The following is a 26856-nucleotide window of genomic DNA, read 5'->3' as shown; positions in this document are numbered from 1 at the left end:
ATGGCGGAAGGTTCCCCATGAGACGCCGTACCACCCTCCTCGCCATCGTCAGTTCGGCCGCCGTCGTCGGAGCCCTCGGCGTCCTCGGTATCACCGGTGCGGGCGCCGCCGCGGCCGGGGCCATCACCGGGCTCGGCGGCAAGTGCGTCGACGTCGCCGGTGCCAGTTCGGCCAACGGCGCGCACGTCCAGCTCTACGACTGCAACGGCTCGGCGGCCCAGACGTGGACCGTCGACTCCTCCGACACCACGATCCGCGCCCTCGGCAAGTGCATGGACGTCGCCGCCGGCTCGACGGTCAACGGCGCCAAGGTGCAGCTCTACGACTGCAACGGCACGGCCGCGCAGAAGTGGACGGTCTCCGGCGGCAGCCTGGTCAACACCGGCTCGGGCAAGTGCCTCGACGTCACCGGGCAGAGCACGCCCAACGGCAACCAGCTGCAGATCTGGTCCTGCACCGGCGCCGCCAACCAGGCCTGGACGCTCCCCGGTGGTGGCAGCACCCCGACCACGCCGCCGTCCGGCCTCGACCCGAACGTCGCCCCGGGCGGCAACTTCAACCTCTCGGTCTGGTCGCTGCAGCTGCCGGTCGGCTCGCCGGGCGCACCCACCACGATCCCGCCGTCGCAGCTCAAGGGCCCGAACGGGTACACCAACCCGGCGTACTTCTTCACCGACCGCAACGACGGGTCGATGACCTTCTTCGCGCCGGAGAAGGGGGTCACCACGCCGAACTCGAACTACGCCCGGTCGGAGCTGCGGGAGATGAACGCCAACGGCAGTGCCGCCGACTGGCCCCTGGCCGGCAACCACACGCTGAGCGCGAACCTGCGCGTGACACAGGTGACCAAGAACGTCTGCGTGGGTCAGGTGCATCTCGGCTCGGGCGGCTCGTCGACCAAGCCGCTGCTCGAGCTCTACTACCGCCCCAACGGCGACATCCACCTCGGCGCGGAGAACTCGCCGGCCGGCGGCCAGACCCTGCACGCGGTCGGGAACGTGCCGCTGGGCACCCGGTGGAGCTACGTCATCAACGTCACGGGCAACAAGATCAACCTCACGATCAACGGTACGCGGACGAGCTACTCCATCCCGTCGTCCTTCAACCCGTACAAGCAGTACTTCAAGGCCGGCTCGTACAACCAGAGCTCGTCGGAGAGCACCACGAACGGCGCGAAGGTGAAGTTCTACACCTTGACCGTCTCGCACGGCTGAGCCTCCGCAGGTGGGGCATAGTGGAGTGCCGTGACACAGACACCCGCTATGCCCGCCTGCCCCACCGCGACCCGGCTCTACGAGGGCGGCGGGGTGGTGGCCGAGGGCTTCGGCGCGCACGAGATCCCGCGGCTGCTCGGGGAGCATCCCGACGCCGTGCTCTGGCTCGACCTGTTCGACCCCGACGAGGACGACCTGCGCGCCGTCGCGGCCGAGTTCCAGCTGCACCCCCTCGCCGTCGAGGACGCCGTGCACGACCACCAGCGGCCCAAGCTCGACCGCTATCCCGATCACCTCTTCATGAACGTATACGACGTACGCGTGACCACCGACGGCCCCGTGCCGGAGATGGACAAGACCGAGATCAGCGCGTTCATCACCGAACAAGCCCTGATCACCGTGCGGAAGTCCGCCAGCGACGTCTCGCGGTTCGTCGAGCGCTGGGACGCCGACGCCGAGCTGGCGAAGCACGGAGGGGTCGCGTTCCTCGTCTACGGCATGCTCGACGTCGTCGTGGACGGGCACTTCGCGGCAGCGCGCGCCCTCGACGAGGCGATGGACAAGACCGAGGACACGATGCTCGACGAGGGCGGCGCGCCACGGCCCGTCCGGATGTACGGCTTCGGCCTGCGCAAGGCCCTCGCCGCACTGCGCCGCCCGGTTGCACCGATGGCCGGCCTCATCGCCGACGTGCTGCGTCTCGAGAGCGCGCTGGTGGACGAGCGCCTCGCGCCGTACTACCGGGACGTCGACGACCACGCGCGCCGGGCCACCGAGACGATCGACAGCGCCCGCGAGCGCATCAACGGGCTGCTCGAGGCCGACCTCAACGAGCAGAGCAACGAGCTCAACGACATCACCCGCAAGCTCGCCGCGTGGGCTGCCATCATCGCCGTCCCGACCGCGCTGACCGGCTTCTTCGGCCAGAACGTGCCCTACTGGGGTTACGAGCGCTACTCGGGGTTCCTCGCCAGCCTGATCCTCATCGTGATCTCCGCGGGCGGGCTCTACCTGTACCTCAAGCGGCGTGGTTGGCTCTGACCATGGCAGCACTCGTGCACCGGGCCGGACTGGAATGGGACGGCTCGACGGGACAGGGGTACCGGGCGTACCCGCGGGCGCACACCGCGACCGCCCCGCCCGCTCAGGCCGAGCTGCGGCTGAGCGCCGACCCGCACTTCCGGGGCGATGCGGACCTGCTGAACCCCGAGCAGCTCGTCGTCCTCGCGGCGAGCTCGTGCCAGCTGCTGTCGTTCCTGTCGGTGGCGGCCCGCAAGCACGTCGACGTGCTGCGCTACACCGACGATGCCACCGGCCATCTCAGCGAGGACCTGCGCGGCGCGCGGATCGAGCGCATCGAGCTGAACCCGGTCGTGCACGTCGCACCCGGCACGGACGAGGAGCTGGTGGTGCGGCTCGTCGGCCAGGCGCACGACGAGTGCTACATCGCCAACTCGCTGAACTCGACGGTGACCGTACGCCCGACGGTGGTCGTCACAGCGACCTGATGTCCACGTCGGTGAAGGTCGCCCGGTACGGCGCGCGGCCCTCGGCCGGCACCCCGGTCAGCCCCAGCCGGACCTGGCCGTGATCCCGCTCGGTGGCGGGCAGCTCGACCGCACCCACGTACCGGTGGTTCCGCCACACCTCGGCCCGCCGGTCGCGGAGCACGAGGTGCAGCCGGGTCGGCGCGGCGCGGGCCACCGGCGGGTCGAGAGCCAGCCGCCCGTGGACCGTGGACCCGACCGCGGGGTCGGCGGCGATCTCGATCCGCCGTTCGCAGAGGCGCAGCGCGCTTCCCCGGCCGTCCGGGCGCCAGTGGAACCAGATCGTCGCGCACGCGCCCGGCGACTCAAGCCTGGCGGTGACCTGCACGCCGATGTCGTCGGTCATCTCCTCCTGCGGCCCCCGGCAGGGCAGCACGCCGGGCTGTCCGAGGGTCGCCCGCAGCCCGTCGTCGACCACGCAGCCGCCGAAGCCGGCGACGAGCCTGAGGTCCGTCCAGGCGCCGGGCCGCGCCAGGCGGTCGCGCACGATCGGTTCACCGCCGGCCGGCTCGACCGGTTCCGCCCGCAGCGGGGAGACCGTCGGCTCGACCGGGTCTCCCCGCAGCGGGGAGACGGCCGGCTCGTCCGCTTCCGCCCCCGGCGGGGAGGCCGCCGGCTCGTCGTCGGGAGCCCCGGCGGCCCGGCCACCCGCGATCGGTCGACCGGCGACCTGACGCGGCCCGGTGTTCACGTCCGCCTGGGTCACCGCGACGGCAGCCCCGCCGCCGAGCGCCGCCACCACGGCGACCGCCACGGGCCAGCGGCCGCGTCCCCGGCGGGCGTGCGCACCCCGGTAAGGCTTGTCCGGGCCCACGGCCTCGAGCTCGTCGGTGAAGAAGCGCCGGAACCGCTCGCTGTCGTCGCGCCCGGCGGCCTTCCCCGGTGTCGCCGTGCCCGCCAGCAGCGCCACCAGGTTCGCCGCGAACGGCCGGGCCATCGGGTCCTTGGCCAGCGCCAGGCCGGCGACGTGGCGCAGCGGCTCGGGAAGCTCGTCCAGCCGCGGCCGGCCGGCGATGACGGCGCTCAGGACGGCCGGGGCGCTGTCGCCGGCGAACGGTGACCGCCCCGTCGCGGCGTACGCGACGAGACAGCCCCAGGCGTAGACGTCCTGCGCGGGGGTCGCCGACCGGCCCGGCTCGCGGCTCAGTGCCTCGGGGGCGGTGAACGCCGGCAGACCCGCACCGGATCCCGGGTCGGTCAGCCGGAGCCGGTTCCCGTCCACCACCACCGCGTCGGGCGTCAGCGCGCCGTGCGAGCGACCCTCGCGGTGCAGGTCGGCGAGCGTGTGACCCAGCTGCTCGGCGAAGTGCCGCAGGTGGGCACCGGTCAGGGGGCCGTGCCGGCGTACCGCATCCGCCACGGTGAGACGGTCGTCGGCACAGTGTGCGGCGCTCACATGTCCTCCCCGGGCGCAAGGTCCTCTGAGGACGACTCAACGGGTCGGGCCGCGAGGGTGGCAAGGCTCGGCGGCGGACGGTGCCCGGGATTACCCGTAGTGCGGTGTCCGGTCACACCACGTCCGGATTGTTCAGGCAGCATCGGCGGTGCGAGCGGGCACGGTGGTCCCTCGTCCGTGTCAGCGACCCGGACACTAGGGTGAGCCCGTGCGTGACATCGCCGTGTTCACCGGAAGCGCCCATCCCGCATTGGCGGCGGAGATCTGCGAGCACCTCGGCGTGCCGTTGATGCCGACCAAGACGTCCCGGTTCGCCAACGACTGCATCGAGGTGCAGCTGCAGGGCAACTGCCGCGAGCGGGACGTCTTCCTCATCCAGCCGCTCGTCCCGCCGGTCCAGGAGAACCTCGTCGAGCTGCTCTTCATGCTCGACGCCGCGCGCGGTGCCTCGGCCGGCCGGATCACCGTGGTCCTGCCGCATTACGCGTACGCCCGCAGCGACAAGAAGGACGCCCCGCGCATCTCCATCGGCGGCCGCCTCGTCGCCGACCTGCTGCAGACCGCGGGCGCGCACCGGATCCTCGCCATGACCCTGCACTCCCCGCAGGTCCACGGCTTCTTCAGCATCCCGGTCGACCACCTGCACGCGCTGCGCGAGCTGGCCCACCACTTCCGCGGGTACGACCTGAGCAACACCGTCGTCGTCTCCCCGGACCTGGGCAACGCGAAGGAGGCGGCGGCCTTCGCCCGGATGCTCGGCATCGAGGTCGCGGCCGGCGCCAAGCAGCGGTACGCCGACGACAAGGTGGTGATCAGCTCGGTCATCGGCGAGGTGGCCGACCGCGACGTGATCATCCTGGACGACGAGATCGCCAAGGGCAGCACGGTCTTCGAGCTGCTCGGGCGGCTGCGCGAGCGCAACACCCGCAGCATCCGGGTCGCCTGCACCCACGGCCTCTTCGCGTCCCAGGCGGTGCAGCGGCTGTCCGAGGAGAAGGACATCGAGGAGATCGTCTGCACCAACACCGTGCCGATCCCGGACGCCAACCGCACCGACAAGCTGACGGTGCTGTCGGTGGCGCCCGCGCTCGCGGAGGCGATGCGCCGGATCCACAACGGCGAGTCGGTCAGCGCGCTGTTCTCGTGACCGGCCCGGTGCTCACGGCGCTGCTGGCTATGCAGCGGCAGTCCTGGGAGCAGGGCGTCGCCGCGCAGGCCGCGCTCGACCTGGGCCACGACGACCTGGCGTTGCTGCTCGCGGAGGCGGCGGTGGTCCGGCAGGCCCCCGACGGGCGGCTCGGCGACGTGGACGACGAGGCGGGCGCGGTCAACGGGGCCGCGTGCGGCGAGGCGGTGCTGGCGGCGTACCGGCGTACCGGAAAGACGATCTTCGCCGAAGCGGCCCGGCGGCAGCTCGCCTGGCTGGTGTCCGACGCACCCCGGGCCGCCGACGGCACGATCTTCCACCTGCTCGGCGGCCGCGAGGTCTGGGCCGACACGGTGTACATGGTGGTGCCGTTCCTGGCGCTGAGCGGCCGGCCGGACGTCGCCTGGCAGCAGGTCGAGGGGCACCGGACCCGGCTGTGCCGCGACGGCCTCTACTCGGCGATCTGGTCGGAGGAGACCGGCTCCCTGCGCCGCGCGGGCCGCTGGGGCGGCGGCAACGGCTGGGTCGTCGCGGCGGTGGCCAGGACGCTGCGCCTCGCGCCGGACTTCCCCGAACGCGAGCGGCTCGCCGCCCACGGCCGCGAGGTGCTCGACGCCTGCCTGGCCCTACGGCGGCCGGACGGGCTGTTCCACGACGTGCTCGACGATCCGGCGACGTTCCGGGAGACCAACGCGGCGCAGATGTTCGCTTATGCGGCGCTGACCGGTGCGGCCGACGGCTGGCTGCCGCCCGAGTACGCCGGGACCGGCCGTGACCTGCTCGCGGCCGCCGCCCGGCAGATCGACGAGTACGGCGTCGTGCGCGGCGCTGCCGCCTCACCGCACTTCGACCGGCCGGGCGCCTCCAGCGAGGCCCAGGCCTTCCATCTCCTGGCCACCGCGGCGGCCTGACTCCCGACGCATGCCGGGCGGGCCGCCGAGTCCCTACGGGGTCATAAGGGTCATCGTGCGTGACCTTTTGATCAACGAGGCTTAAGTTCAGCTTTGTTTTATGGCGCCTTGCCTCCATGGGCCGCTACACCTCATACGCCTGCAATGGTCCGCTGCCGGTCATGTCACCCCCCCTCGCTGGAGGTATCGCTCCCTTGCCCAGAAAAGCCACTGTCGCTGCGCTGGCCCTGCTCGGTGTCGGGGTCGGTGTCGCCATCGCGGTGCCGATGATCGGCAACGCGTCGGCCGCCACCACCGGCACCTTCGACCAGCTGACCTGGGCGGACGAATTCGACGGTCCCGCCGGTTCGCGGATCGATCCCAGCAAGTGGACGTATGACATCGGATTCGGCGAGCAGTGGGGTAACAACGAGTATCAGACCTACACCGACAGCACTGCCAACGTCCAGCGCGACGGCCAGGGCCACCTGGTGATAACAGCGCGGAAAGAGGGCGCCAAGTACACCTCTGGACGGATCAAGACCGAGACGAAGTTCAGCCAGAAGTACGGTCGCTTCGAGGCGAACATCAAGATTCCCCGCGGTCCAGGGCTGCTACCCGCCTTCTGGGCGATGGGCAACGACGGTGACTGGCCCGCCAACGGTGAGATCGACATCATGGAGAACGTCGGCGACGAGCCGAAGACGGTCTACGGCACGATCCACGGCCCCGGCTACGACGGGGAGGATACGACTCACCGTGGTGGCGACACTTCGATCCGAACCGACCTGTCCGCCGATTTCCACCGGTACGCGATCGACTGGTCACCGAACTCGGTGAAATGGTCACTGGACGGCACCGTCTACCACGAGAGCACCCCCGCGAACATTCCCGCCGGTACCAAGTGGGTCTTCAACGACCAGCCGTTCTACATGTTGCTCAACGTCGCCGTCGGCGGCGATTGGCCGGGCGCTCCGGTCGACAGCGTCCTGCCGCAACAGATGATCGTCGACTACGTTCGCGTTTACGCCTACAACCAGGACGGCACGCCGCCGAATCCCCCGGCTGCCACGTCGCCATCGCGGTCCAACCCGCCGACCGTCTCACCGACCGGGCCCACCGGCCCGATCGTCGGTCTCGGCGGCAAGTGCGTGGACGTGGCTGACGCCAACCCGGCGAACGGCACTGTGGTTCAGCTCTACACCTGCAACAACAGTCCCGCACAACAGTGGACCGTCGGCAAAGACGGCACGCTCCGTGCCCTTGGCAAGTGCATGGACGTCGCGGGCGTCGGCACCGCCAACGGCACCCGCGTACAGCTCTGGGACTGCACCGGCGGCAGCAACCAGAAATGGACGGCGACCGGCGCCACGCTGCGCGCGGTGAACTCCGGCCGATGCCTCGACGCCCGGAACGTCAGCTCCGCCGACCGTACGCCGTTGCAGATCTGGGACTGCCGCGGTGGAGCCAACCAGCAGTGGAAGCGGCCGGCCTGACCACGCACCACCTGGCCACCGCCGCGACCGGGCACCAACCTCTGGATCTGCTCAAGAAGTGGGCGACTGCGCCGATGAACCCGTCATGGGCCGTCGGGTTTCGTTCACGCTGGGTTCCGCGTTGTGCTGCCTCGCGGCGCTGGCACTGGTGGCCGGTGTCGGCCTCTACCTCGGCAATATCCAAGCGACCGCCCGGGACGCGGTGCACCGGGCCTTCGCCGACCGCAACAAACTTGCGGCGGATCTCGCCGGTGACGCCCTGACCTCAAGCGATGCGAACGTGCGGCCGGAGGCGGAGCGGCTTTACGCGAGCCCGCCGTCGGCGCTCAACTCCACCATCAAAGATGCGCACCCCGGCATCGCCTGGGCGGTCGTCTTGCGCGCCGACGGCAGCCTGGTGGCCGCCGACCCGCCGTCGATGACGGCCAAGGCCGCCTCGTTGGCCGCCGACGCCGGTTTCACACTGGCGGTGAAGGCCGACAGGTTCGCTCTCGGCGACATCGCCATCGAACCCGCCGGCACCATCGCCCACGCATTCCAACCCTTCAAGGGCAGCGACGGCCCGCGGGTCCTGATCATGCCGGTCCCGATCGAACAGGTCGCCAACGTCCTGTCCAGCACGTTCGACGTCACCGCCAGTCACGCCTACGTCGTCGACGGCCACGGCAATATCGTCGCGTCGCCGGGCCAGGAGACTCCCGGCCGGCCCATGTCCGCATCGGCGCTGGCCAGCGCGGCCGGCCATGCCCGGCAGGGCGTCGTCGACGGTGACTACTACGTATCGAACCCGCTTCCCGGCAGCGCCTGGCACGCCATCGTCGCCACCTCCGAAGCGAAACTCCTGGCTCCGCTCAAGGCGTCCGAGCGTGCCGCCTGGCAGCTGTTCGCGGCCTTCGCCGCAGCGATCGCGCTGCTGGTGGCGATCGGGGTAGCGGCGGCGATCATCCTGTTCCGTCTGGCTCACGCCCGCGCCCACGACGCACTGACCGGCCTGCCCAGCCGGGCGCTGTTCCTCGACCGCGCCGAAGCCGTCATCGGCGACCAACGCCGACAGCCCACCGGGCCGACCGCGGCCCTCTTCATCGACCTGGACGGCTTCAAACCCATCAACGACACCTACGGCCATGCCGTCGGCGACGCCCTCCTCAAAGCGGTCGCCCGACGGTTGCTGGAGTCCATGCGCCCCGGGGACTACGTCAGCCGATTCGGCGGCGACGAGTTCCTCGTACTGTGCAAGGGGCTACGCACGGAGTCCGACGCCCACGCGGTCGCCGAGCGCGTCCGGCAGTACATCGCGGAACCGTTCGACATCGACGGACATCAGCTGCACATCGGTACGTCGATCGGCATGGCCCTCGTGGACGACTACGCCGATGACGCGGTGACCCTCATCCACAACGCCGACCTCGCCATGTACCACGCGAAACGCAGCGGTAAGGGCCGCATCGAACACTTCACCCCCGACATGGCAACGGTCTAGCCCTCCGCGCCGCGAGGCTTGCTAGTCGCGGCTCGGCTGCGGCCCGCAGAGCGTACGGATGGCGCCCAACAGCGTGGAGCGAGTGAACGGCTTCTCCACCAGCATGCTGTTCTCGTCGAGGTTCAGCTGCGGCCCGAGCGACGCGGCCGTGTAGCCCGACATGTACAGCACCGGCAGGTCGGGGCGGTGGGTGCGCAGCGCCGCGGCCAGCTCCGGGCCGGTCATCGTCGGCATCACCACGTCGGTGATCAGCAGGTCGGGCTGGGCGCCCGAGGCGACCTGGGTGACCGCCTGCAGCGCGTCCGTGGCGACCGTGATCTCGTAGCCGGCCGGCTCGATCAGGCGCTGCACCAGCTGCGCCACCTCCGGCTGGTCCTCCACGATGAGCACCCGGCCGATGACCGCGGGCGTGACCCGGCGGTCGATGGCCGGTGCCGGGCGTTCCTCGGCGGCCGGGAGGTAGAGGTGCACCGTCGTGCCCATCCGGGGCGCCGACTCGAGCTCGATGTGGCCGCCGATGCCCTGCACGATGCCCGCCGTGGTGGCCAGGCCCAGGCCCGCGGCGGTGGGCCGGGTGGTGAAGAACGGCTCGAGGGCGCGCTTGCGGGTCTCGTCGGTCATGCCCACACCGGTGTCCTGGATGACCAGGTGGACGCAGCGGCCGGCCGGGGCGCCGTCGGCGAGCTGCCCGGGCTCGACCACCTCGTTGGTGGCGGCCACCCGCAGCATGCCGCCGTGCAGCATCGCGTCGCGGGCGTTGGCGGCCAGGTTGACCAGGGCCTGTTCCAGGGGGCCGCGCTCCGCGCGTACCGGCCAGACGTCCGGGCCGAAGGCCAGGTCGAGACCGATCCGCTCGCCGAGGGTGCGGCTGAACAGGCTCTGCACGTCGGTGAGCAGGTCCGGGATGGGGATGATCTCCGGCCGGTTGCCTTCGGTACGCCCGAACGCCAGCAGCTGGTGGGTCAGCGTCCGCCCGGTGGCGACCGCGTCCAGGATGTCCTTGGCCATCTGGTGCTGCGGCGTCCCCTCGGCGGTGGTCGTCGCGATCATGTCGGCCGAGCCGGCGACCACGGTCATCAGGTTGTTGAAGTCGTGCGAGATGCCGCCGATCAGCTGGCCCATGCTGTCCAGCCGGCGCAGGTGGTCGAGCTGGCGCTTGAGCCCCTTGGCGTCGATGTGGTCGGTGGTGTCGGTGACCATGCACAGCACGCCGCTGGGGTGGCCGTGCTCGTCCTCCAGCGGCATCATGCTCATCCGCACGCTGCGCTGGGAACCGTCGGCGCGCAGCAGCTTGGTCGCCCCGACCGTGGAGCGGCCGGCCTTGCACTCGGTGAGGCGCCGGGTCAGCTCGGCCTGGCCGTGCTTGTCGAGGAAGCCGCGCAGGGAGACGCCGATGAGCTGGCTGCGGGGCATGCCGAGGACCACGCCGATGGGCTCGTTCGCGTACGTGGCCACGCCGTCGTCGTCGAGCTGGAGCACGCCTTCGGGGATGGTCTCCAGCACCCGGCGGTAGCGCTCCTCGCTGGCGCGCAGCCGTTCCTGGGCCCGCGCGCTGGACAGGGCCAGGCACAGCTCGCCGGCGATGTCGCGGGCCAGTTCCACCTCGGCCGGGGAGTAGACGGCTCCCGGGGTCGCCCGGGTCAGCACCAGGTAGCCCGCGTAGGTGTTGTCGACGATGACGGGACACAGCACGGCGGCGTGGATCTCCGGCGCCGGTTCGCCCGGGTCGACGTGCGGTGCGTGCCGCGGCCGCGGCAGCTCCGTGAGGGGCCGGCCGGCCTCCCCGGCCAGGACGACCGGGCGCCGGCTCGCGGCGAGGCTGGTGGAGAAGTCGTCGTCGGGCAGCTCGCCCGCGCGGTCGAGCAGGTGCGCGTACGCGGGCGCCAGCTGGTCGTCGGCATGGTGGTAGGTGATCGCGGCGTAGCGCCCGTCGTCGCCGAGCAGCTGCACGCCCGCCCCGTCGCCGAGCATGTCCGCGGCGGCGCGGGCGGCGGTCGAGCTGACCTGCTCGGTGTCCTCGGCGACGCGGCTCAGCGCGAGCGCCAGGTCGGCCAGTGCGTACCGGAGGGGATAAGCCATGACACCCATGTGGCAACTATCGGCGTAATGGCCCCACGGTGCGGGCGGTTCAGGAGGAATGCAACCGAGCGGCCGAGGCGGGTCCCACCCGTCACATCGCGAACCAGCGCTCCGCCAGGGCGTCGAGCGTGGGAGCGGCCGGTTCGGGCAACCGCTTCAGAAAGGCGGGCAGGTTGCTGTAGTAATGCAGCAACGTCCAGGCCGTCAATCGCCGGCGCAGATCACCATCAGGGCGGATCCCGTACGCCCGCAGCAGCCGCCCGTAGAACCGCCCGTCCCCGCGCGCGAGGAACACGGCCGGCGCGACGAAGTCGTACTCGGCGGCACCCCGCATCGCCGGCTCGAAGTCGACCAGCCCGGTGAGCCGGCCGTCGCGGACCAGCAGGTGCTCGTCCATGATCTCGGTGTGCAGCAGCACCGCCGGGGCGGAGAGCGGCACAGAGGCGAGGAAGCCGGGGATCTGCGCGGCCCACTGCGGCGCGAGGCCCAGCGCCCGGTGCCGCCCCGCGCAGGCGGCGACCTGGTCCGCCACGAACTCGTCCCAGTCCTGCGGCCACCAGTCCTCGACGGCCGGCGGCGGCACGGCGTGCAGGGCGGCGATGCCCTCCCCGAGCTGCTCGGCGATCCCGTCGCGTTCGGCCTCGGTCAGCGCCGGCCACACCGTGCTGAGCGGTTCGCCGGGCAGCCGGTCCATGAGCACGTAGCCCCAGCCCTCGAAGTCCCCGGCCGCGTGCACTCCCGGGGTCGGTACGGGCAGCCGCCCCTGCACCGCCGCGAGCACCCCGGCCTCGACCGGCATCTCGTCGGCGTGCACCGGCGGGAAGAGCTTGAGCACCAAGTCGCCGACCGCGTACACGGGCAGCGACCCCGTCGGGTAGCGCACGGGCGTGCCGGGTACACCCAGCCGGTCCAGCAGGGCGCGTACGCCGGGGCCGAGCGCCTTCTCATCCCGGGCGACGAGGTCGAAATCTTCCTCGTCTTCGGCATCCGGCCAGACGGTTCCGACGTTTTGGCAGGTCAACGGCCCTCCACTGAAGACGAACGACGGGACGCGGATCCGGTGACGGGTGCCCGCGGACACCTACCTCACGTGCGAACTCCGACGTGTGGGGTTGCGCATTGATACGGACAAACAGCATCATTCCGGTCGGCCAGTCGGATGTCGCGGGACCGCGGCGGGCGAAAGGGCACGACCACAGGTGGACCAGGATCCCACGAGCAGCGGCGCACGGGCGGATTCCGACGGCGCGTCGACCCTCGATCTGAGCGGGCGGTGTGTCGGCAGCTCGTACATCCTCCTCCGCCCCATCGGCCACGGCGCCACCGGGACGGTGTGGCGCGGCGTCGACCGCGGCACCGGCGAGCCCGTGGCCGTCAAGCTGCTGCACGAGAGCCTGCTGCGGCAGCCCAAGCTGGTCACCCGCTTCGTGCAGGAGCGGACCATCCTGCTCATGCTCCGGCATCGCAACGTCGTCCGGGTCCGCGACCTGTTCAGCGTCGGCGAGTCGCTCGGCCTGGTGATGGACCTCGTCCCCGGCGGCAGCCTGCGCGACTACCTGCGCGAGCAGCCCACCCTGCCACCGGGCGAGGCGGCCCGGCTGGGAGCCCAGGTGGCGGCGGCCCTGGCGGAGGCCCACGGGCTGGGGATCGTGCACCGCGACCTCAAACCGGACAACATCCTGCTGCATCGCGAGGACGGCCGGCTCGACATCCGGCTCACCGACTTCGGCATCGCCCGGGTGCTCAACACCCCCAGCCTGACCACCACCAACGCGGTCGTCGGCACCCCGCACTACATGGCACCGGAAGCCTTCCACAGCTCGTCGACCAGTCCGGCCGCCGACGTGTACGCCCTCGGCGTACTCCTCTACGAGATGGTGTCCGGGCGGCCGCCGTACGACAGCGACACCGTCACCGACCTGATGCACCTGCACCTGCAGGGTGAGCCGGAGCGCCGGCCGGGGATCCCCGACGAGCTGTGGAACCTGATCGCGGCCTGCCTGGAGCAGAAGCCGCGGCTGCGCCCCGACGCCGGCGAGCTGGTCGTGGACCTCGGCGACGTGGCGCGCGTTCTGGCGGACGCCCCCGCGCTGCCCGCTCCGGACCCCGGCAAGGCGGCCGCCAAACCCCGGAAGTCTCGGACGCCCGACCCGGAACCGCCCGCCGCCGCGCCCGGCCCGCACCCGTCGCTGGCGAGCATGCGCAAGCTCCCCGTGCCCCGGCGGCGCAACCAGCCGGCGAGCTGGCGCTGGGCCCGCCCCTGGGCGATGATCGCGCTGGTCTGCTCGGCGATGCTGGCGTCCGGGGTCGCGACGACCGCCTGGCACCTCGGCCGCGACGACGGCTCACCGGAGACGGATGGCCCCGTCGCCCAGGCCCCGGCGCGGCAGCCGCAGCCGTCCGTGGTGGCCTCCACGGCGGCCGAGGCGTCCAAGCCCGCGCGATCCCACGGAAAGCCCGCCGCGGAGCCTCTGCACGCGGACGCGGCGGTCCAGGCGGTGGTGACGCCCCGCCCCCGGACCAGCCGGGCGACCCAGGCCCCCGCACCCGTCGTGGAGAAGACCTACGGCCCGTGGGACTGCAACCAGCAGTACGCGCTGAGCTACGACAACGCGATGGCGGTGCGGCCCTGCCACAAGGTGGGGGAGAAGGTGCAGCTCACCGCAAGCCTGACCGCCCCGCGCGACGGTACGGCCTCGCTCTCGCTGGCGTTGCGGGACCTGGCGACGGGTAGCAGTGTGCCGGCCAAGACCTGCGACGGCATGGTCTTCCAGGAGGGCGCCCGGTCGCAGGAGTGCGGGACCGCCACGGTCAGCCCTCGCGCGGGCCGCCGCTACCAGGTGCTGATGACGTGGCGGTTCACCCGCGACGGCCGGACGGAGGTCGGATCGGCGAAGGGCCACGAGTTCACCTTCTGATCGCCTACGGTCGACGCCATGCGGAGGATGCTGGCGGCCGGGCTCGTGATCGGCGCCGTGCTCCTCGGGCTGGGCGTGGTCCGCGCGATGTCCGCCGAGGCCGCGGACGTTCCCGCGTACCACCCGTCGAGGCTGCGGGCCGTCGGCGGCTCCCGGCAGGTGGTCGTCGTGACCGGCACCGGGCGCACGTCGTCGTACGCGACGCTGCGGGCGTACCAGAAGGACAGCGACGGGATCTGGCGCCAGACCTTCGCCGGCATGCCGGCGCGCAACGGTTACGCGGGGTGGGCATGGGCGAGCAGGCGGGTGCAGGGCACGGGCACCACGCCGATCGGCACCTTCCGCCTCACGTCGGCGTTCGGCCTCAAGGCGAACCCCGGCATCCGCGTGAAGTACACCCGCGCCGACAGCAACGACTACTGGGTCGGCGACAACCGGGACCCTAAGACCTACAACATGTTCCAGCCGCGCGCGTCCAGCACCCGGACGTGGCGCAAGGGCGAGTCCGAGCGGCTCGCCGCCTACCCGGTCCAGTACGAGTACGCCGCCGTCATCGACTTCAACCGCCCCTCGGCCTCGACGATCACCTGGGACGCCCGCCACGCGCAGTACGTGACCAGCCGGCCGGTGAACGTGAAGCGCGGTTCCGCCATCTTCCTGCACATCAACGGCGCCGGCTCGACCGCGGGCTGCGTCTCGCTGCGCCGCGCCGATCTCCTCAAGGTGCTCACGTGGCTCGACCCCGCCGCGGCGCCGCGCATCGTGATGGCGCCGCTGGCGGACATCGGCCGCGCGTGAAATACGCTCGCGCGCTCGCGTGTTGCCGCATACCGTGATCGCCATGTTCGCGCCCGGTCTGCAGCTGCCCGCGGGGTTCCCCCTGCCGGCCGCTCCCGCGTGCGACGTTCGCGGCGCCGATACCCGAAGCTGACCCTTCCCCGGTAGCAGCAGAACCCAGGGGGAGGGTGGCTCGACCCTGCGCGGGTTCTGACGTCCATTTTCCGTTTCTTACATCCAGTAAGGACATTCCCATGGCCAAGAGCCAGTTCATCCGTACGAAGCCGCACCTCAACATCGGCACGATGGGCCACGTCGACCACGGCAAGACGACCCTGACCGCCGCCATCACCAAGGTCCTCGCCGACCGCGACCCGGCAACCAACCGGTACGTCGCGTTCGACGGGATCGACAAGGCCCCGGAGGAGCACGACCGCGGCATCACGATCAACATCGCCCACGTCGAGTACGAGACCGAGCACCGCCACTACGCCCACGTCGACATGCCGGGGCACGCCGACTACGTGAAGAACATGATCACGGGTGCGGCGCAGGTGGACGGCGCGATCCTCGTCGTCTCGGCCCAGGACGGCGCGATGCCGCAGACCCGGGAGCACGTGCTGCTCGCCCAGCGGGTCGGCGTGCCGTACCTGGTGGTCGCGCTGAACAAGAGCGACGCCGTCGAGGACGAGGAGCTGCTCGACCTCGTCGAGCTCGAGGTCCGCGAGCTCGTCGGCGAGTACGGCTTCCCCGGCGACGAGGTGCCGGTGGTGCGCGTCAGTGCGCTGAAGGCCCTCGAGGGCGACCCGCGCTGGACGCAGTCCATCGTGGACCTGCTCGACGCTGTCGACGGGTACGTGCCGGTCCCGCCGCGCGAGCTGGGTGAGCCGTTCCTGATGCCGATCGAGAACGTGCTGACCATCAGCGGGCGTGGCACCGTGGTGACCGGCAAGGTCGAGCGCGGCACGCTGCGCGCCGGCGAGCCGGTCGAGGTGGTCGGCCTCGGCCCCACCATCGCCACGGTGGCGACGGGGCTGGAGACGTTCGGCAAGTCGCTGCCGTCCGCGGAGGCGGGCGACAACGCGGCCGTCCTGCTCCGGGGCATCAAGCGCGACCAGGTGCAGCGCGGCCAGGTCGTCGCGCTGCCGGGCAGCGTCACCCCGCACAAGAGCTTCAAGGCCCGCATGTACGCCCTGACGAAGGAGGAGGGCGGCCGGCACACGCCCTTCGTGGCGAACTACCGTCCGCAGTTCTTCTTCCGCACCACGGATGTGTCCGGCGCGATCGACCTCGGTGACCTGCCGATGGTCATGCCGGGCGACACCGTGGAGCTCACGGTGCACCTCGGCAAGGAGGTGCCGATGGACGCCGGGCTCGGCTTCGCCGTGCGCGAGGGCGGGCGTACGGTCGCCGCCGGCACGGTGACGGAGCTGCTCGACTAACCGTCGGCGGCGTCGTAGCGGGCGCGGGCGGCGTGGACCTCGGGGATGTGGGTCTCCGCCCACTCCTTGATGGCCCGCTGCAACGGCAGCAGCGCCGCACCGAGCGGCGTCAGCGCATAATCCACCCGGGCCGGCACCGAAGCGGTGACGGCCCGGGTGACCAGCCCGTCGCGTTCCAGCTTGCGCAGGGTCTGGGTGAGCATCTTCTGGCTCGCCCCGGCGACGGTACGGGCCAGCTCGGCGTGCCGCATCGGCCCGTCCGCCAGCGCGCTCACCACCAGCGTCAGCCACTTGTCGCTCAACGCGGCCAGCAGCTCGTGCCCCGGGCACTCGGCCAGGTTGGCGTTGTACGCCCGGCGCGCCCGCTCGCGGCGCTCGGCGGCGGAGACGGTGGCCATGTGCGAACCTCCCGGTGCCCCAGGCACTCGAAGGTGCCTCCTTACCGACGCAGCCTATTGTTCCTAGCGTTTGCCGCATGCAGGCAGTCATCATCCGCCGTTTCGGCGGTCCCGAAGTGCTCGAGTTGGCCGATGTCCCCTCTCCGCGTCCCGGGCCGGGACAGGTGCTGATCCGCGTGTCCGCCGCCGCGGTGAACCGCATCGACCTGTCCACCCGGGCGGGCCGGATCACCGAGGCCGGGTTGCTCGCCCCCGCCCCGGTCGTCGCCCTCGGCTGGGACGTGGCGGGCGAGGTGACCGAGACCGGTACGGGCGCGACCCGTTTCGCCGTCGGCGACCGGGTCATCGGGCTGCGGGACCTGCTCTCCGCGCCCGGCGCCCAGGCCGAGCAGGTGGTGCTGGACGAGAGCGCCGTGGCGCCCGCCCCGGCCGGCTGGAGCGACGCCGAGGCCGCCACGCTGCCCCTGGCGGCCCTGACGGCGGACCGGTCGCTGGAGCTGGCCGGGCTGCGTCAGGGGCAGACCCTCATGGTCACCGGCGCTGCGGGCGTGGTCGGCGGAGTCGTCCTGCAGCTCGCCGCGCTCCGCGGGATCCGTACCGTGGCGGTCGCGGACGCGCCGGACGAGCCGCTGCTGCGAAGCCTCGGCGCAGACCACGTGGTGCCGCGGACCGACCGGCTCGGCGCCGCGGTCCGGAACGTGGTGCCGGGCGGCGTGGACTCGGTCATCGACGCCGCCGTGGTGGGAATCGGCGCCCACGAGGCCCTGCGTGGCGGGGGAGCGTTCGTCGCGCTGGTCGCGCCGTTCGCCCCGCCGCCGCTGCGCGGAACCCGGGTGGTGGTGCAGGAGGTCTTCGCCGACGGCGCCCGGCTGGCCGAGCTCGCGGCGTTGGCCGCGGCCGGCCGGATCACCCCGCGGGTGGCCGGGACGCTTCCGCTGGCCAAGGTGGCCACCGCCCATGAACGGATGGCCGCTGGCGGGCTGCGCGGCCGGCTGGTGCTCGTGCCGTGAGCCGGCCGGTCACTCCTGCTTGTCGTCGCGCTTGCGCAGTTCCTCCTCGCGGCGCCGCAGGTCGGCCTCCCAGCGCTTCATCATCGCCTCGTCGTCCTTGAGCGACGAGGAGAGGTTGCGCAGGAACTCCGGGTCGTCGTCCGGTGCGAGCGGTCCTGTGCGCGCGGGCCGCTCGTCCTCGGGGAAGCCGCGGCCCGGACGCCACTTCTCACCGTTGCTCATCCGGATCGCGCGGGGCGGCCGTCCGGCGACGAACCAGGCGATCGCGCCGATGGGCGAGAACAGCAAAATGAGGAAGACCCAGGCGATGCGCGGCAGGGCCCGGATCGCGTACTCCTCGGCGGAGAGGCAGTCGATCAGCGCGACGACCAGCAGCGCCAGGTCGAGCAGCATGAACAACGAGTAGAGCCGAATCATGGCGGGAATGGTCTCAGACTTCCGCCGGGTCCGGGGACCCGGCGGAAGAACGGGTCAGCGCAGTGCGGACTCGAGGGCCGGCAGGTAGCCCGACCGGTGGCCGGTGCCGGTGGGGTGGAAGGAGTCGGTGGGCGGCAGCACGGTCAGGCCGTGCAGCCACGGGCTGGGCCCGCAGATCCCGTGGCCGGCGAAGTCGTCGGTCACGTCCGACCAGGTGAGCCCGGCCGCCCGGACGCGGGCCGCGATGACCTTGTTCAGCTCGGCGGCGCCCCTGTTGATGGACTTGCGCTTCGGGATGCTCATGCCGGCGAAGCCGCAGCTGGGGGCGGTCTCGTCGAACAGGATGGGGTAGCCGAGCACGACGACCTTCGCGTTCGGCGCCTTGGCTTTGATGTCCCGGTACGTGGCGTCGAGGCGGGCGGGGATCTCCTCGTCGAGGAGCTCCATCGCGTCGTCGACCTTGGCGGCGCACCCGCTGTCGCTGACCAGCGTGCAGGTGATGACGGTGGACGCGAAGCCGACGTCGTTGCCGCCGATCGTCACGCTCACCAGGTCGGTCCCGCTCGACAGGGCGGACAGCTGGCTCGACCGCAGCGAGCTGGTGGTGGCGCCGCTGCAGGCCACCGACCGGAAGGACGCCGGGTCGTGGGCGGAGTTCCAGAGCCCGGGGTACGCGTTCGAGCTGCGCATGCAGGTGCCGGTCTGCCCGGACGTGCCGACGCCGGACGAGTAGGAGTCGCCGAGCGCGATGTAGTCCCAGTCCGCCGGCGCGGACGCGGCGGCGGGGGCCGAGGTGAGGACGGTCAGCAGGATGGACGAGACGAGGCAGGCGAGGGCGGTGGGACCTCTGCTCATCGGGGGGGCCTCCGGATCCACGGGGGATGGGGGCCGAAGCGCTCCGGTTACTGCAGAGTAAGTCAAGGGCCTGACGAAAGAAACACAGTGACTTTCCTGTTACCTCGTAGTAACATGCATCGATGTGACCTGCATGAATGTCATGCGGTGATCACGCGCGTGCGCTGTGCTACCAGGTTGTATGGACGGCACAGCGGATCTTCAGGCTGTGCTCAGCTCGGCGGATTAGCGTCGGTGCCATGGACGAGCAAAGAGCCCGCCGGGTCGTCGAGACGCTGCGAGGACGGAACGTCTTCGCCCACGTGAAGCTCCCGCACGCCGGCATCACCCAGTACGGGATCCGCGTCGTGCTGCCCGACGGCCGCGAGGCGATCTGGGACAACGACGGCACCGCCGGCCTCGAGGCGCAGGTCATGCGCGACGGCGTCCTCGTCGGTTTCGTGCCCTCGATCCCCGCCTCCGAGACCTTCACCGACGAGCAGATCATCGAGGCGATCGCGGCGGCCGACTACGACCAGCCGATCGGCCGCTCCCGGCCGGCCGCGAGCAGCCGCCGCCCGGCCCCGGTCGCTCCGCGCCCTACGGGACTCGCCGAACGCCTGCGCCGAACCTTCCGCGACTGACAGCCGTCGCCGCGCGTCAGGCGAGCGGGCCGTCCGGCGGGAGCGGGACTCGCAGGCTCACCGCTCCGCGCAGGTCCAGCCACGCCTGCTCCGGGCCGCGGACCAACCGCAGGACCACGTCCTCGCACGAGGGGCACCGGGCCACCAGCCCCGGCGCCGGCCCCCAGACGCGCAACGTGGCGACCATGGCGGCTTGCCCGCAGCCGGCGCAGGTCGCCACCGCCTCGGTGAGGTCGACGGCGAAGATCTCCCCCAGGTCGCCACCCAGGGCGTTACCGTCGAGCTCGAAGTGGGACGTCATGCCGTACCCCCGAATCTCTCGGTCCTGATCTTCTTCGGGTCGTGGCCCAGCGCGACGAGGATGTCCGCGGCCGTCTCGACGAACGCCGTGGGCCCGCACACGAAGACGTCAGGGCCGAAGTCCGGCGGCCAGCCGTGCGTGTTCAGCGTCGCGACGCCCAGGCGGGCCGGCGGATGCGGCCAGCCCTCCGGGGTCTTGCGGGTGTAGACGCGATGCACGTCCAGGCCCGGGTCGTCCCGGACGCGGCGGGCCAGCTCGGTGCCGTAGAGGGCGTCCTGGGGAGTGCGTACGGAGTGGACGAGGCGGAACGGCTGGCGGCCCCGAACGTCCCCGCGCGCCCGGATCATCGCCATCAGCGGCACCAGACCCGAGCCGCCGGCCACCAGCAGCACCGGCGCCGGGCCGCCCCGCCACACGAACCAGCCGCCCACCGGACCCCGGAGCTCGAGCTGCTGGCCCGGCGACACGACGTCGGTCAGGTACGACGAGACCTCGCCGTCCTCGACGCGCTGGACGGTCAGCTCGACCGGCCCGCCGGCACGCCACGACGACGCGATCGAGTAGCTGCGCTGGGCCGAGTAGCCGTCGGGCGCGGTCAGCCGCACGTCGACGTGCTGGCCGGGTAGATGACCGGGCCACTGTGGCACGTCGAGCACGAGGGTCCGCGCCGACGCCGTCTCCCACCGCGCGTCCGCCACGGTGGCGACCCGCCAGCTCAGTCGCCCTGGTATCGCTGCTCGCGCCATGGGTCTCCGTACATGTGATAGCCGGCCTCTTCCCAGAAGCCCGGTTCGTCCTGCTGGAGCAGCTCGACGCCGTTGACCCACTTCGCGGACTTCCAGAAATAGAGGGCCGGCACCACCAGGCGGGCCGGGCCCCCGTGCTCGGGGTGCAGCGGCTCGCCCTCGAAGGTGTGCGCGATCCACGCCTTGCCGTCGAGCAGATCCTCCAGCGGCACGTTGGTGGTGTAGCCGCCGTAGCCGTGCACCATCGTGAAGTCGGCCGTCGTCTCGATGTTCTCGAACAGCGTGTCCAAGGAGACCCCGCGCCACGTGGTGCCCAGCTTGGACCACTTCGTCACGCAGTGGATGTCGACGGTGAAGTCCTCCTGCGGCAGCGCCTGGAACTCCGCCCACGACCACGTGGTCTGCCCGCCCGCCTCGTCGGTGATGGTGAACGCCCAGCGGTCGAGCGGGACGCGGGGCGTCGGCCCGGCGGACAGCACCGGGAAGTCGTCGGTGAGGTACTGCCCGGGCGGCAGGTCGGGCCGCGAGGAGCGGCGCCGCCCACCGAACCCGGGGGAGATGATGCTCATCCTCAGCAGTAAACCCGAGTATCACCCCGGGCGACAGGTCACCCGACCCCGAACTCGGCGCCGGCGCCGGGCAGGGCCTTGCCGTCGGCGTCGTACGCGGTCAGCTTCGTCAGCCGCGCATCGGGCTTGACCTCGGCCGGGTCGAACCAGAAGACGACGACCGACGGATCGCGGCTCCACGGCGCCAGATCGGCGTCGACCCGCCGGCCGTCGGCGACCACGGTGATCCGGGCGACGTGCTCGCCCACGTAGTAGCCGAAGGCCGGTGAGCGGAACCCGTCCACCTCCATCGCCGCCTCGGGCGCGTGGAAGCCGGGATCCCGGTCCGAGCCTTCCGTCTCGTTGGTGACCACTTCCGGCTTCAGCTTGTCGTCGGTGGTGCGGCGGCCGGCCATGAGCCCGAACGTGGTCCGCGGCAGGGCATCGTCGTCGATCGGCACGAACCAGAAGGCGATCCGGTCATCGCCCGGCGTCGCCAGGTCGGTGGTGATCACCTCGCCCAGCACGTCCCCGGACGGCGCGGAGGAGACCGGACCCGACGGTCGCGCCGCGACCGCCGTGGCCGGCCGGTCGGGGCCGGAGCCGCCGCCTCCCAGCCGGGTCAGCTGGCTGCCGCCCACGAGCAGCACCAGCACGGCCGCGGCGGAGGAGGCACCCACCGCGACGCGCCGGCGCCGGCGCAGGCGGCCGCCCGCGGCCATGACGGCGCCCAGGTCGATCGGGCTGGGCGCGAAGTCCGGCGGCGAGTGCATGGCGTCCTTCAGGTCGTCGAGGTTGTTCATCGAGTTGCACCGCTTTCCATACCCTGGCGGGGGGACGGGATCGAGATCCGGAGCTTGGCGAGGGCCCGGGAGTTGAGGCTCTTGACCGTGCCGAGCGAGAGGTTCAGCTCGCGCGCCACGTCGACCTCGGTGATGTCGAAGAAGTGCCGCATGACGATGACCGTGCGCTCGCGCGGCGAGAGCGCCTTGAGCGCGCCCACCAGCCAGCGCCGCCGGGTGACGTCGTCGGCCACGTCGCGGGGCACCGGCTGCTCGGGGACGTGCTCGGTCGCGTACTCGCGCAGCGGTCTCCGCCACTGGTCGGTGACCAGGTTCGCCAGCACCGTGCGGGCGTAGGCGTACGGGTCCTTGCGCCGCACCCGGCCCCAGGCCGCGTACACCCGCACGAGCGCGGCCTGGGCCGCCTCCTCCGCCTGGTGCCGGTCCCCGGTCAGCAGATATGCGGCGCGCTGCAGCCGCGCCGAGCTCGCGCGCGCGAACTCGACGAACTCGTCGTCACCCCGTCGGCCTCCCACGCCCCGGAAGACGGGCGGGAGCGCGAAAAGGTTGCGGCGAGATCGAGAAAGTTCAGGTCAGTCCCAGGCGGCCCGTACCCGCTGCACGACCTCGGCCGCCTGCGCCCGCCCCGCCTCGGCGGCCGGTGCCCGGCGCGACGGGTCGAGCGGGTTGCGGCCGATCGCGGTCAGCGCCGCGTCGGTCGGGCTGACCACGGCCGTACGCACGCCGGGCCCCAGCGCCTGCGCCTGCGCGGCCGGACGGTCGGTACGCCGGGCGGCAGCGGTGATCGGCGCGATCACGACGACCCGGGCGTACCCCTCGGCCAGGTCGACGTTCGCCGCCGACCGGACGCCGCCGTCCACGTACCGCCGCCCCGCCACCGTCATCGGCGGCCAGACCAGCGGCACCGCACAGCTCGCGGCGACCGCGTCGATGAGCGACACCCCGCTGTCGCGGTCGAACACCCGCACTTCGCCGGTCAGCGCGTCGACCGCCGGCACGAGCAGCCTCGCCGCGGGCCAGTCGTCGCGCTGGACACGGGCCGCGATGGCGGTGCGCCGCTCGGACTCGGGCACCGTGCGCTTGCGCAGTGCGGCCCGGCCGAGGCGGGCGCGTCCCTTCGCGCGGTCGCCCGGCCAGAGGGCGGCCAGTACGAAGCCGAGCAGCACCCGGGTGCCGATGACCGCGCTGGTGTCGCCCGTGGTGTCGGCGAGCTCGCGGGCGTACAGGTCGGCCACCGGGGTGCCGCCGGTGAGCTGGGCGGCCACCACCGACCCCGCGGAGGTGCCGACGAACAGGTCGGCGCCGGTGAGGTCGACGCCCTGTTCCGCCAGGCCGTGCAGCAGGCCGATCTCCCAGGCGACGCCGGTGACGCCGCCACCGCCGAGCACGAGTGCGCGCTTCTCCATGCGCCCACTATCGCCGATCGCCGCCGAGGAGGGACTCCCGCACGAACCCCCGCGCCTGGTGGATCCGCGACTTCACCGTGCCCTCGGGGATACCCAGCTGGCCGGACAAGGTAACGACCGGTCAGAAGAGGTCCGCGTACCGGGCGGCGGATTCCGGGTTCTTGAGGCACTGGTCGTCGGTGCGGAACAGGCTCGACTGCACGCCTCCCGCGCCGCAGTCCGAGAAGTAGGCCTCGTACGCCAGGTGCGCCGCGTGCGCCGCGAACCATTCGTGCATCCACGTCACGAAGCCCGGGTTCTCCCGGCCCGCGTCCCCGGTCGGCACCACGCCCCACTCGCCGACCGCGAACGGCTTGCCGTGCCTGCGCGCGAAGTCGTAGAGCCACGTGAGGCCCTCGGGGCGCGCGGCCGTACGGTCGAATGCGGCCTTCGTCGGCGACCACGGGAAGTGGTCGTAGTTGTCGATGCCGACGATGTCCACGTAGTCGTCGCCCGGGTAGCAGTTGGTGCTCACGCCGCCGCAGACCCCGGCGGGCGTGTTGTGGGCGTTGATGGTCCAGTCCAGCAGGACGTCCGGGTTGGTCGCCCGGATGTTGTCGGCCGCCCGGCGGTAGCAGGAGATCCACGTCTGCGGGTCGTCCGCGCGCCAGGACGAGGTGGTCTCGTTGAACTCCCAGCCGAGCCGGACCACCGAGTCGGCGCGGTAGTGGGTGCGCATCAGCGTGCCGAACGCCCGCCAGTCCGCGTCGTGCTCGCCCCGGGCGCAGGCCGGCAGCTCGTCCTTGGCGCCGGTGGGCACCAGGCCCTGCGACACGACCAGCATGCCGTCGAAGTCGGACAGAAGCTCGAAGGTCCATCCGGTGCCGCGGGTCATCGACTCCCACGACGTGCGGTCGGTGTAGGTCTGGGCCACCCGGCAGGGCCGGCCGCGGGCCGAGCAGAAGGCGTTGACGTGGGCCGTGTCGAAGATCGGGTCGCCGTTCACGCCGGAGATCCCGTGGTCGCCGGGCCAGGTGCCGTCGGCCCGGGGCAGGGCGACCAGCTGCCGGGCCGATCGGGGATCGGAGGGTTTGACGGTACGGGCGGAGGCGCGTGCGGACGCGTGCGGCGCGACCGGTGAGGCGGACGTGCCGACGCTCGACGCCGGTGCGGTACCCGGTTCCGGCGAGGTGCCCCCGGTGCCGGTGGTCGCCACGCCGATGCCCAGGCCGGTGAGCAGGACGAGCGTGGCGAACACGGCCAGCAGCAGCGACCGCCGGCCGCCCCATCGTTCCCCGGCCATGCGTCCTCTTCCAAGCGATTGGAGACCTTTGCGTAGTCTGTCAGGTTCGCTCCGGCCGAGGGTGCCGTTCCGCGAGGTTTGCCTTACCTAAAGAATGGCTCCCCACTTTCTCGTCCATTCGGAATTGGTCTTCCTATGGTTTATCGTGAGGGCGGGAAAAGGAGGCGGACAATGACACAGATGATGGAGATGCCGCGCGTGCAGACCTGCACGGTCAGCGGCTGCGGTTACAACCACGACGGCTGTACGGCCTTCGCCATCACGATCGGCCGGGCCAGCTCGGAGTGCGACACGTTCGTCGAGGGTGAGCAGGGCGGGATGGGTCAGGCGATGGCTCAGGTCGGCGCCTGCAAGCGGGCCGAGTGCGTGCACAACACCGACCTGGAATGCCACGCGCCGGCGATTACCGTCGGTGCCGCGCACGATCGCGCCGACTGTCTGACTTTCGAGGCTCGCTAATTGCATAAGTGAGCCTTGCCTAAGGCCGCTGCTTCCTGAGGGAGGTGGCGGCCTTCGCCATTTGTCCGAGCAATTCCCGGAGGGGTTGACCTCACAGTGAGAAGACGCTAGGTTGTTCTCATCACGAGAACAACTGGACGGACGATGGACGAGCGAACCTTCCTGGACGGCTACGACCCGGCGCAGTTCCCCGCCGTGGCGGTCACCGTCGACGTCGTTGCCCTGACCATCCGCGACGGCCGCCTGCACGTGCTGCTGGTGGAGCGCGGCGGTCACCCCTTCGCCGGTTGGCGGGCGCTGCCCGGCGGTTTCGTCCGGGACGAGACCCTGGACGCCGCCGCCCGGCGGGAGCTCGCCGAGGAGACCGGCCTGCGCCCCGGGCAGGGCCGGCTCGAGCGGGTCCACCTCGAGCAGCTGCGCAGCTACGGCGACCCGGGCCGCGACCCCCGCATGCGGGTCGTCTCGGTGGCGTACCTCGCCTTCGCGCCCAGCCTGCCCGACCCCCGCGCCGGCAGCGACGCCGCGGGCGCGTCCTGGGTGCCGGTCGACGAGGTGGGCGAGCTGGCGTTCGACCACGCCGCGATCCTCGCCGACGGCCTCGACCGGGCCCGGGCGAAGCTCGAGTACACGCCGCTCGCCACCGCCTTCGTCGAGCCGGAGTTCACGATCGCGGACCTGCGTGCCGTCTACGCCGCCGTCTGGGGCGAGGAGCCGCACGCCGGCAACTTTCATCGCAAGGTGCTCTCGGTGCCCGGCTTCGTGGAGAGCACCGGCGCGACGGCCGCCCGCGCCGGGGAGCGCGGCGGTCCACGGCCCCGGCTCTACCGCGCGGGCGATGCCCGGCTGCTGCACCCCGCGCTGCTGCGGCCGGAACGCGAGGACCACATCCGATGATGGCCGTCGCGAGTGGCGACATCGCCGAGCTGTACGCGGCCGGCGACGCCATCCTGAAGGTGCCCCGCCTGCCCGCCGACAACGACCTGATGCGCGCCGAAGCCCGGGCGCTGACGACGCTGCAGCGCGACGGCGACGCCCGGCACCGCGCGTACGCACCCCGCCTCATCCAGTCCTTCACCCACGAGGACGGCGACGGGGCCCGGCGTACGGCCGTCGTCCTGGAACGCCAGGCGGGTTTCGTCCCGCTGACCGGCCTCGAGCACCGCCTCGACCCGCGCGACGTCGCCTGGATGTGGCGGCGGCTGCTGACCGGCCTCGGCTGGGCGCACCGCGCGGGGCTGGTCCACGGCGCGATCCTGCCGGAGCACGTGCTCATCCACCCCGGCGAACACGGCGTCGTGCTCGTCGACTGGTGCTACAGCGTCGCGCCGGGTGCGAGCATCCCCGCCCTGGTCGCGCGTCACCGCCGCGCGTACCCGCCCGAGGTGCTCGCGCGGCAGCCGGCGAGCCCGGCCACCGACATCTATATGGCGAGCGGCCTCATGCTGCGGCTGATCGCCGACCCGCCTGCGGCCCTGCGGCGCTTCGCGGCGGGCTGCCGCTATGCCGCACCCCGGATGCGTCCCCAGGACGCCTGGCGGCTCCTCGGCGAGCTCGACGAGCTGCTCGAAGACCTGTACGGCCTTCGCCGGTTCCGCCCCTTCGCGCTACCGGCCTGACGAGAA

The 26856-nt window shown here is 71.9% G+C and carries 28 protein-coding genes; 15 read left to right on the top strand and 13 right to left on the bottom strand.

Features of this window, described 5'->3' with window-relative positions; translation table 11 throughout:
- Positions 1 to 17: 17 nt before the first annotated feature.
- The 3 genes from AB0J80_RS04545 to AB0J80_RS04535 are packed head-to-tail and all read left to right on the top strand — an operon-like array spanning position 18 to position 2722.
- Complete coding sequence (locus AB0J80_RS04545) at positions 18 to 1214, top strand: polysaccharide lyase family 7 protein (RefSeq protein ID WP_364700345.1); 1197 nt, start codon at positions 18 to 20, stop codon at positions 1212 to 1214.
- A 30-nt stretch (positions 1215 to 1244) separates the two neighbouring features.
- Positions 1245 to 2255, top strand: a complete 1011-nt coding sequence (locus AB0J80_RS04540) for a magnesium transporter CorA family protein (RefSeq protein ID WP_364700343.1) — start codon at positions 1245 to 1247, stop codon at positions 2253 to 2255.
- A gap of 2 nt (positions 2256 to 2257) precedes the next feature.
- The gene (locus AB0J80_RS04535) at positions 2258 to 2722 is read left to right on the top strand and encodes an OsmC family protein (RefSeq protein WP_364700341.1); all 465 of its coding nucleotides are present in this window, start codon (positions 2258 to 2260) and stop codon (positions 2720 to 2722) included.
- On the opposite strand, the gene AB0J80_RS04530 is transcribed toward AB0J80_RS04535, so the two are convergent.
- On the bottom strand, positions 2709 to 4157 hold the full coding sequence (locus AB0J80_RS04530) for a hypothetical protein (protein ID WP_364700339.1): 1449 nt from the start codon (positions 4155 to 4157) through the stop codon (positions 2709 to 2711). The two genes, AB0J80_RS04535 and AB0J80_RS04530, sit on opposite strands and share 14 nt — an antisense overlap.
- 208 nt (positions 4158 to 4365) lie before the next feature.
- Between AB0J80_RS04530 and AB0J80_RS04525 the strand changes: the two genes are divergently transcribed.
- The 4 genes from AB0J80_RS04525 (at position 4366) to AB0J80_RS04510 (ending at position 9170) form a co-directional block, all read left to right on the top strand.
- On the top strand, positions 4366 to 5304 hold the full coding sequence (locus AB0J80_RS04525; protein WP_364700337.1) for a ribose-phosphate pyrophosphokinase: 939 nt from the start codon (positions 4366 to 4368) through the stop codon (positions 5302 to 5304).
- Positions 5301 to 6215, top strand: coding sequence for a glycoside hydrolase family 88 protein (locus tag AB0J80_RS04520; protein WP_364700335.1), 915 nt, complete (start codon positions 5301 to 5303; stop codon positions 6213 to 6215). The genes AB0J80_RS04525 and AB0J80_RS04520 overlap by 4 nt, the downstream gene beginning before the upstream one ends.
- A 116-nt stretch (positions 6216 to 6331) precedes the next feature.
- Complete coding sequence (locus AB0J80_RS04515; protein ID WP_364700333.1) at positions 6332 to 7690, top strand: family 16 glycosylhydrolase; 1359 nt, start codon at positions 6332 to 6334, stop codon at positions 7688 to 7690.
- 85 nt (positions 7691 to 7775) lie between these two features.
- Positions 7776 to 9170, top strand: a complete 1395-nt coding sequence (locus AB0J80_RS04510) for a diguanylate cyclase (RefSeq protein ID WP_364700331.1) — start codon at positions 7776 to 7778, stop codon at positions 9168 to 9170.
- Between the two features lie 21 nt (positions 9171 to 9191).
- On the opposite strand, the gene AB0J80_RS04505 is transcribed toward AB0J80_RS04510, so the two are convergent.
- Positions 9192 to 11249: a response regulator gene (locus AB0J80_RS04505; protein ID WP_364700329.1), complete on the bottom strand. Its 2058-nt coding sequence runs from the start codon at positions 11247 to 11249 to the stop codon at positions 9192 to 9194.
- A gap of 91 nt (positions 11250 to 11340) precedes the next feature.
- The gene (locus AB0J80_RS04500; RefSeq protein WP_364700327.1) at positions 11341 to 12270 is read right to left on the bottom strand and encodes an aminoglycoside 3'-phosphotransferase/choline kinase family protein; all 930 of its coding nucleotides are present in this window, start codon (positions 12268 to 12270) and stop codon (positions 11341 to 11343) included.
- Between the two features lie 178 nt (positions 12271 to 12448).
- Here AB0J80_RS04500 and AB0J80_RS04495 point away from each other — a divergent pair, with 178 nt between their 5' ends.
- The 3 genes from AB0J80_RS04495 (at position 12449) to tuf (ending at position 16386) form a co-directional block, all read left to right on the top strand.
- Complete coding sequence (locus AB0J80_RS04495) at positions 12449 to 14167, top strand: serine/threonine-protein kinase (RefSeq protein ID WP_364700325.1); 1719 nt, start codon at positions 12449 to 12451, stop codon at positions 14165 to 14167.
- Positions 14168 to 14185: 18 nt separating this feature from the next.
- Entirely contained in the window at positions 14186 to 14965 is a 780-nt protein-coding gene (locus AB0J80_RS04490; RefSeq protein WP_364700323.1) for a L,D-transpeptidase family protein, read from the top strand.
- Between the two features lie 233 nt (positions 14966 to 15198).
- Complete coding sequence (tuf, locus tag AB0J80_RS04485) at positions 15199 to 16386, top strand: elongation factor Tu (RefSeq protein ID WP_364700321.1); 1188 nt, start codon at positions 15199 to 15201, stop codon at positions 16384 to 16386.
- Here tuf and AB0J80_RS04480 read toward each other — a convergent pair.
- Entirely contained in the window at positions 16383 to 16784 is a 402-nt protein-coding gene (locus tag AB0J80_RS04480; RefSeq protein WP_364700319.1) for a helix-turn-helix domain-containing protein, read from the bottom strand. The genes tuf and AB0J80_RS04480 overlap by 4 nt on opposite strands.
- A 77-nt stretch (positions 16785 to 16861) precedes the next feature.
- Here AB0J80_RS04480 and AB0J80_RS04475 point away from each other — a divergent pair, with 77 nt between their 5' ends.
- Complete coding sequence (locus AB0J80_RS04475; protein ID WP_364700317.1) at positions 16862 to 17794, top strand: NADP-dependent oxidoreductase; 933 nt, start codon at positions 16862 to 16864, stop codon at positions 17792 to 17794.
- A 9-nt stretch (positions 17795 to 17803) separates the two neighbouring features.
- Here AB0J80_RS04475 and AB0J80_RS04470 read toward each other — a convergent pair whose 3' ends face one another.
- Both AB0J80_RS04470 and AB0J80_RS04465 read right to left on the bottom strand, forming a co-directional pair.
- Positions 17804 to 18211, bottom strand: coding sequence for a PLD nuclease N-terminal domain-containing protein (locus tag AB0J80_RS04470; protein WP_364700315.1), 408 nt, complete (start codon positions 18209 to 18211; stop codon positions 17804 to 17806).
- Positions 18212 to 18265: 54 nt separating this feature from the next.
- Positions 18266 to 19066: an SGNH/GDSL hydrolase family protein gene (locus AB0J80_RS04465; RefSeq protein WP_364700313.1), complete on the bottom strand. Its 801-nt coding sequence runs from the start codon at positions 19064 to 19066 to the stop codon at positions 18266 to 18268.
- A gap of 239 nt (positions 19067 to 19305) precedes the next feature.
- On the opposite strand from AB0J80_RS04465, the gene AB0J80_RS04460 reads away from it, so the two are divergent.
- On the top strand, positions 19306 to 19689 hold the full coding sequence (locus tag AB0J80_RS04460) for a hypothetical protein (RefSeq protein WP_364700311.1): 384 nt from the start codon (positions 19306 to 19308) through the stop codon (positions 19687 to 19689).
- Positions 19690 to 19705: 16 nt separating this feature from the next.
- Here the strand turns inward: AB0J80_RS04460 and AB0J80_RS04455 are convergent, their stop codons facing one another.
- From AB0J80_RS04455 to AB0J80_RS04425, 7 genes are all read right to left on the bottom strand, one after another.
- Positions 19706 to 19990, bottom strand: a complete 285-nt coding sequence (locus AB0J80_RS04455) for a DUF6510 family protein (protein WP_364700309.1) — start codon at positions 19988 to 19990, stop codon at positions 19706 to 19708.
- Positions 19987 to 20736 (bottom strand): ferredoxin reductase, encoded by a 750-nt coding sequence (locus tag AB0J80_RS04450; RefSeq protein ID WP_364700307.1) that lies wholly within the window; start codon positions 20734 to 20736, stop codon positions 19987 to 19989. The genes AB0J80_RS04455 and AB0J80_RS04450 overlap by 4 nt, the downstream gene beginning before the upstream one ends.
- Positions 20706 to 21305, bottom strand: a complete 600-nt coding sequence (locus tag AB0J80_RS04445) for a sulfite oxidase-like oxidoreductase (protein ID WP_364700305.1) — start codon at positions 21303 to 21305, stop codon at positions 20706 to 20708. The genes AB0J80_RS04450 and AB0J80_RS04445 overlap by 31 nt, the downstream gene beginning before the upstream one ends.
- Positions 21306 to 21343: 38 nt before the next feature.
- The gene (locus AB0J80_RS04440) at positions 21344 to 22087 is read right to left on the bottom strand and encodes a hypothetical protein (protein WP_364700303.1); all 744 of its coding nucleotides are present in this window, start codon (positions 22085 to 22087) and stop codon (positions 21344 to 21346) included.
- Entirely contained in the window at positions 22084 to 22602 is a 519-nt protein-coding gene (locus AB0J80_RS04435) for a SigE family RNA polymerase sigma factor (RefSeq protein WP_364700301.1), read from the bottom strand. Before AB0J80_RS04435 ends, AB0J80_RS04440 begins: the two co-directional genes overlap by 4 nt.
- Positions 22603 to 22659: 57 nt before the next feature.
- Positions 22660 to 23493, bottom strand: coding sequence for a patatin-like phospholipase family protein (locus AB0J80_RS04430; protein WP_364700299.1), 834 nt, complete (start codon positions 23491 to 23493; stop codon positions 22660 to 22662).
- A gap of 121 nt (positions 23494 to 23614) precedes the next feature.
- Entirely contained in the window at positions 23615 to 24775 is a 1161-nt protein-coding gene (locus tag AB0J80_RS04425; protein ID WP_364700297.1) for a glycosyl hydrolase, read from the bottom strand.
- A gap of 171 nt (positions 24776 to 24946) precedes the next feature.
- On the opposite strand from AB0J80_RS04425, the gene AB0J80_RS04420 reads away from it, so the two are divergent.
- From AB0J80_RS04420 to AB0J80_RS04410, 3 genes are all read left to right on the top strand, one after another.
- Entirely contained in the window at positions 24947 to 25234 is a 288-nt protein-coding gene (locus tag AB0J80_RS04420) for a DUF1540 domain-containing protein (protein WP_364700295.1), read from the top strand.
- A 144-nt stretch (positions 25235 to 25378) separates the two neighbouring features.
- Positions 25379 to 26128, top strand: a complete 750-nt coding sequence (locus AB0J80_RS04415) for an NUDIX domain-containing protein (protein ID WP_364700293.1) — start codon at positions 25379 to 25381, stop codon at positions 26126 to 26128.
- Entirely contained in the window at positions 26125 to 26850 is a 726-nt protein-coding gene (locus tag AB0J80_RS04410) for a molecular chaperone DnaJ (RefSeq protein WP_364700291.1), read from the top strand. The genes AB0J80_RS04415 and AB0J80_RS04410 overlap by 4 nt, the downstream gene beginning before the upstream one ends.
- Positions 26851 to 26856: the final 6 nt, after the last annotated feature.

It is taken from the genome of Actinoplanes sp. NPDC049548, from assembly GCF_040676695.1.
In the GTDB taxonomy this organism is placed as follows: domain Bacteria; phylum Actinomycetota; class Actinomycetes; order Mycobacteriales; family Micromonosporaceae; genus Actinoplanes.
This window is presented reverse-complemented; position numbering and strand designations above follow the sequence as displayed.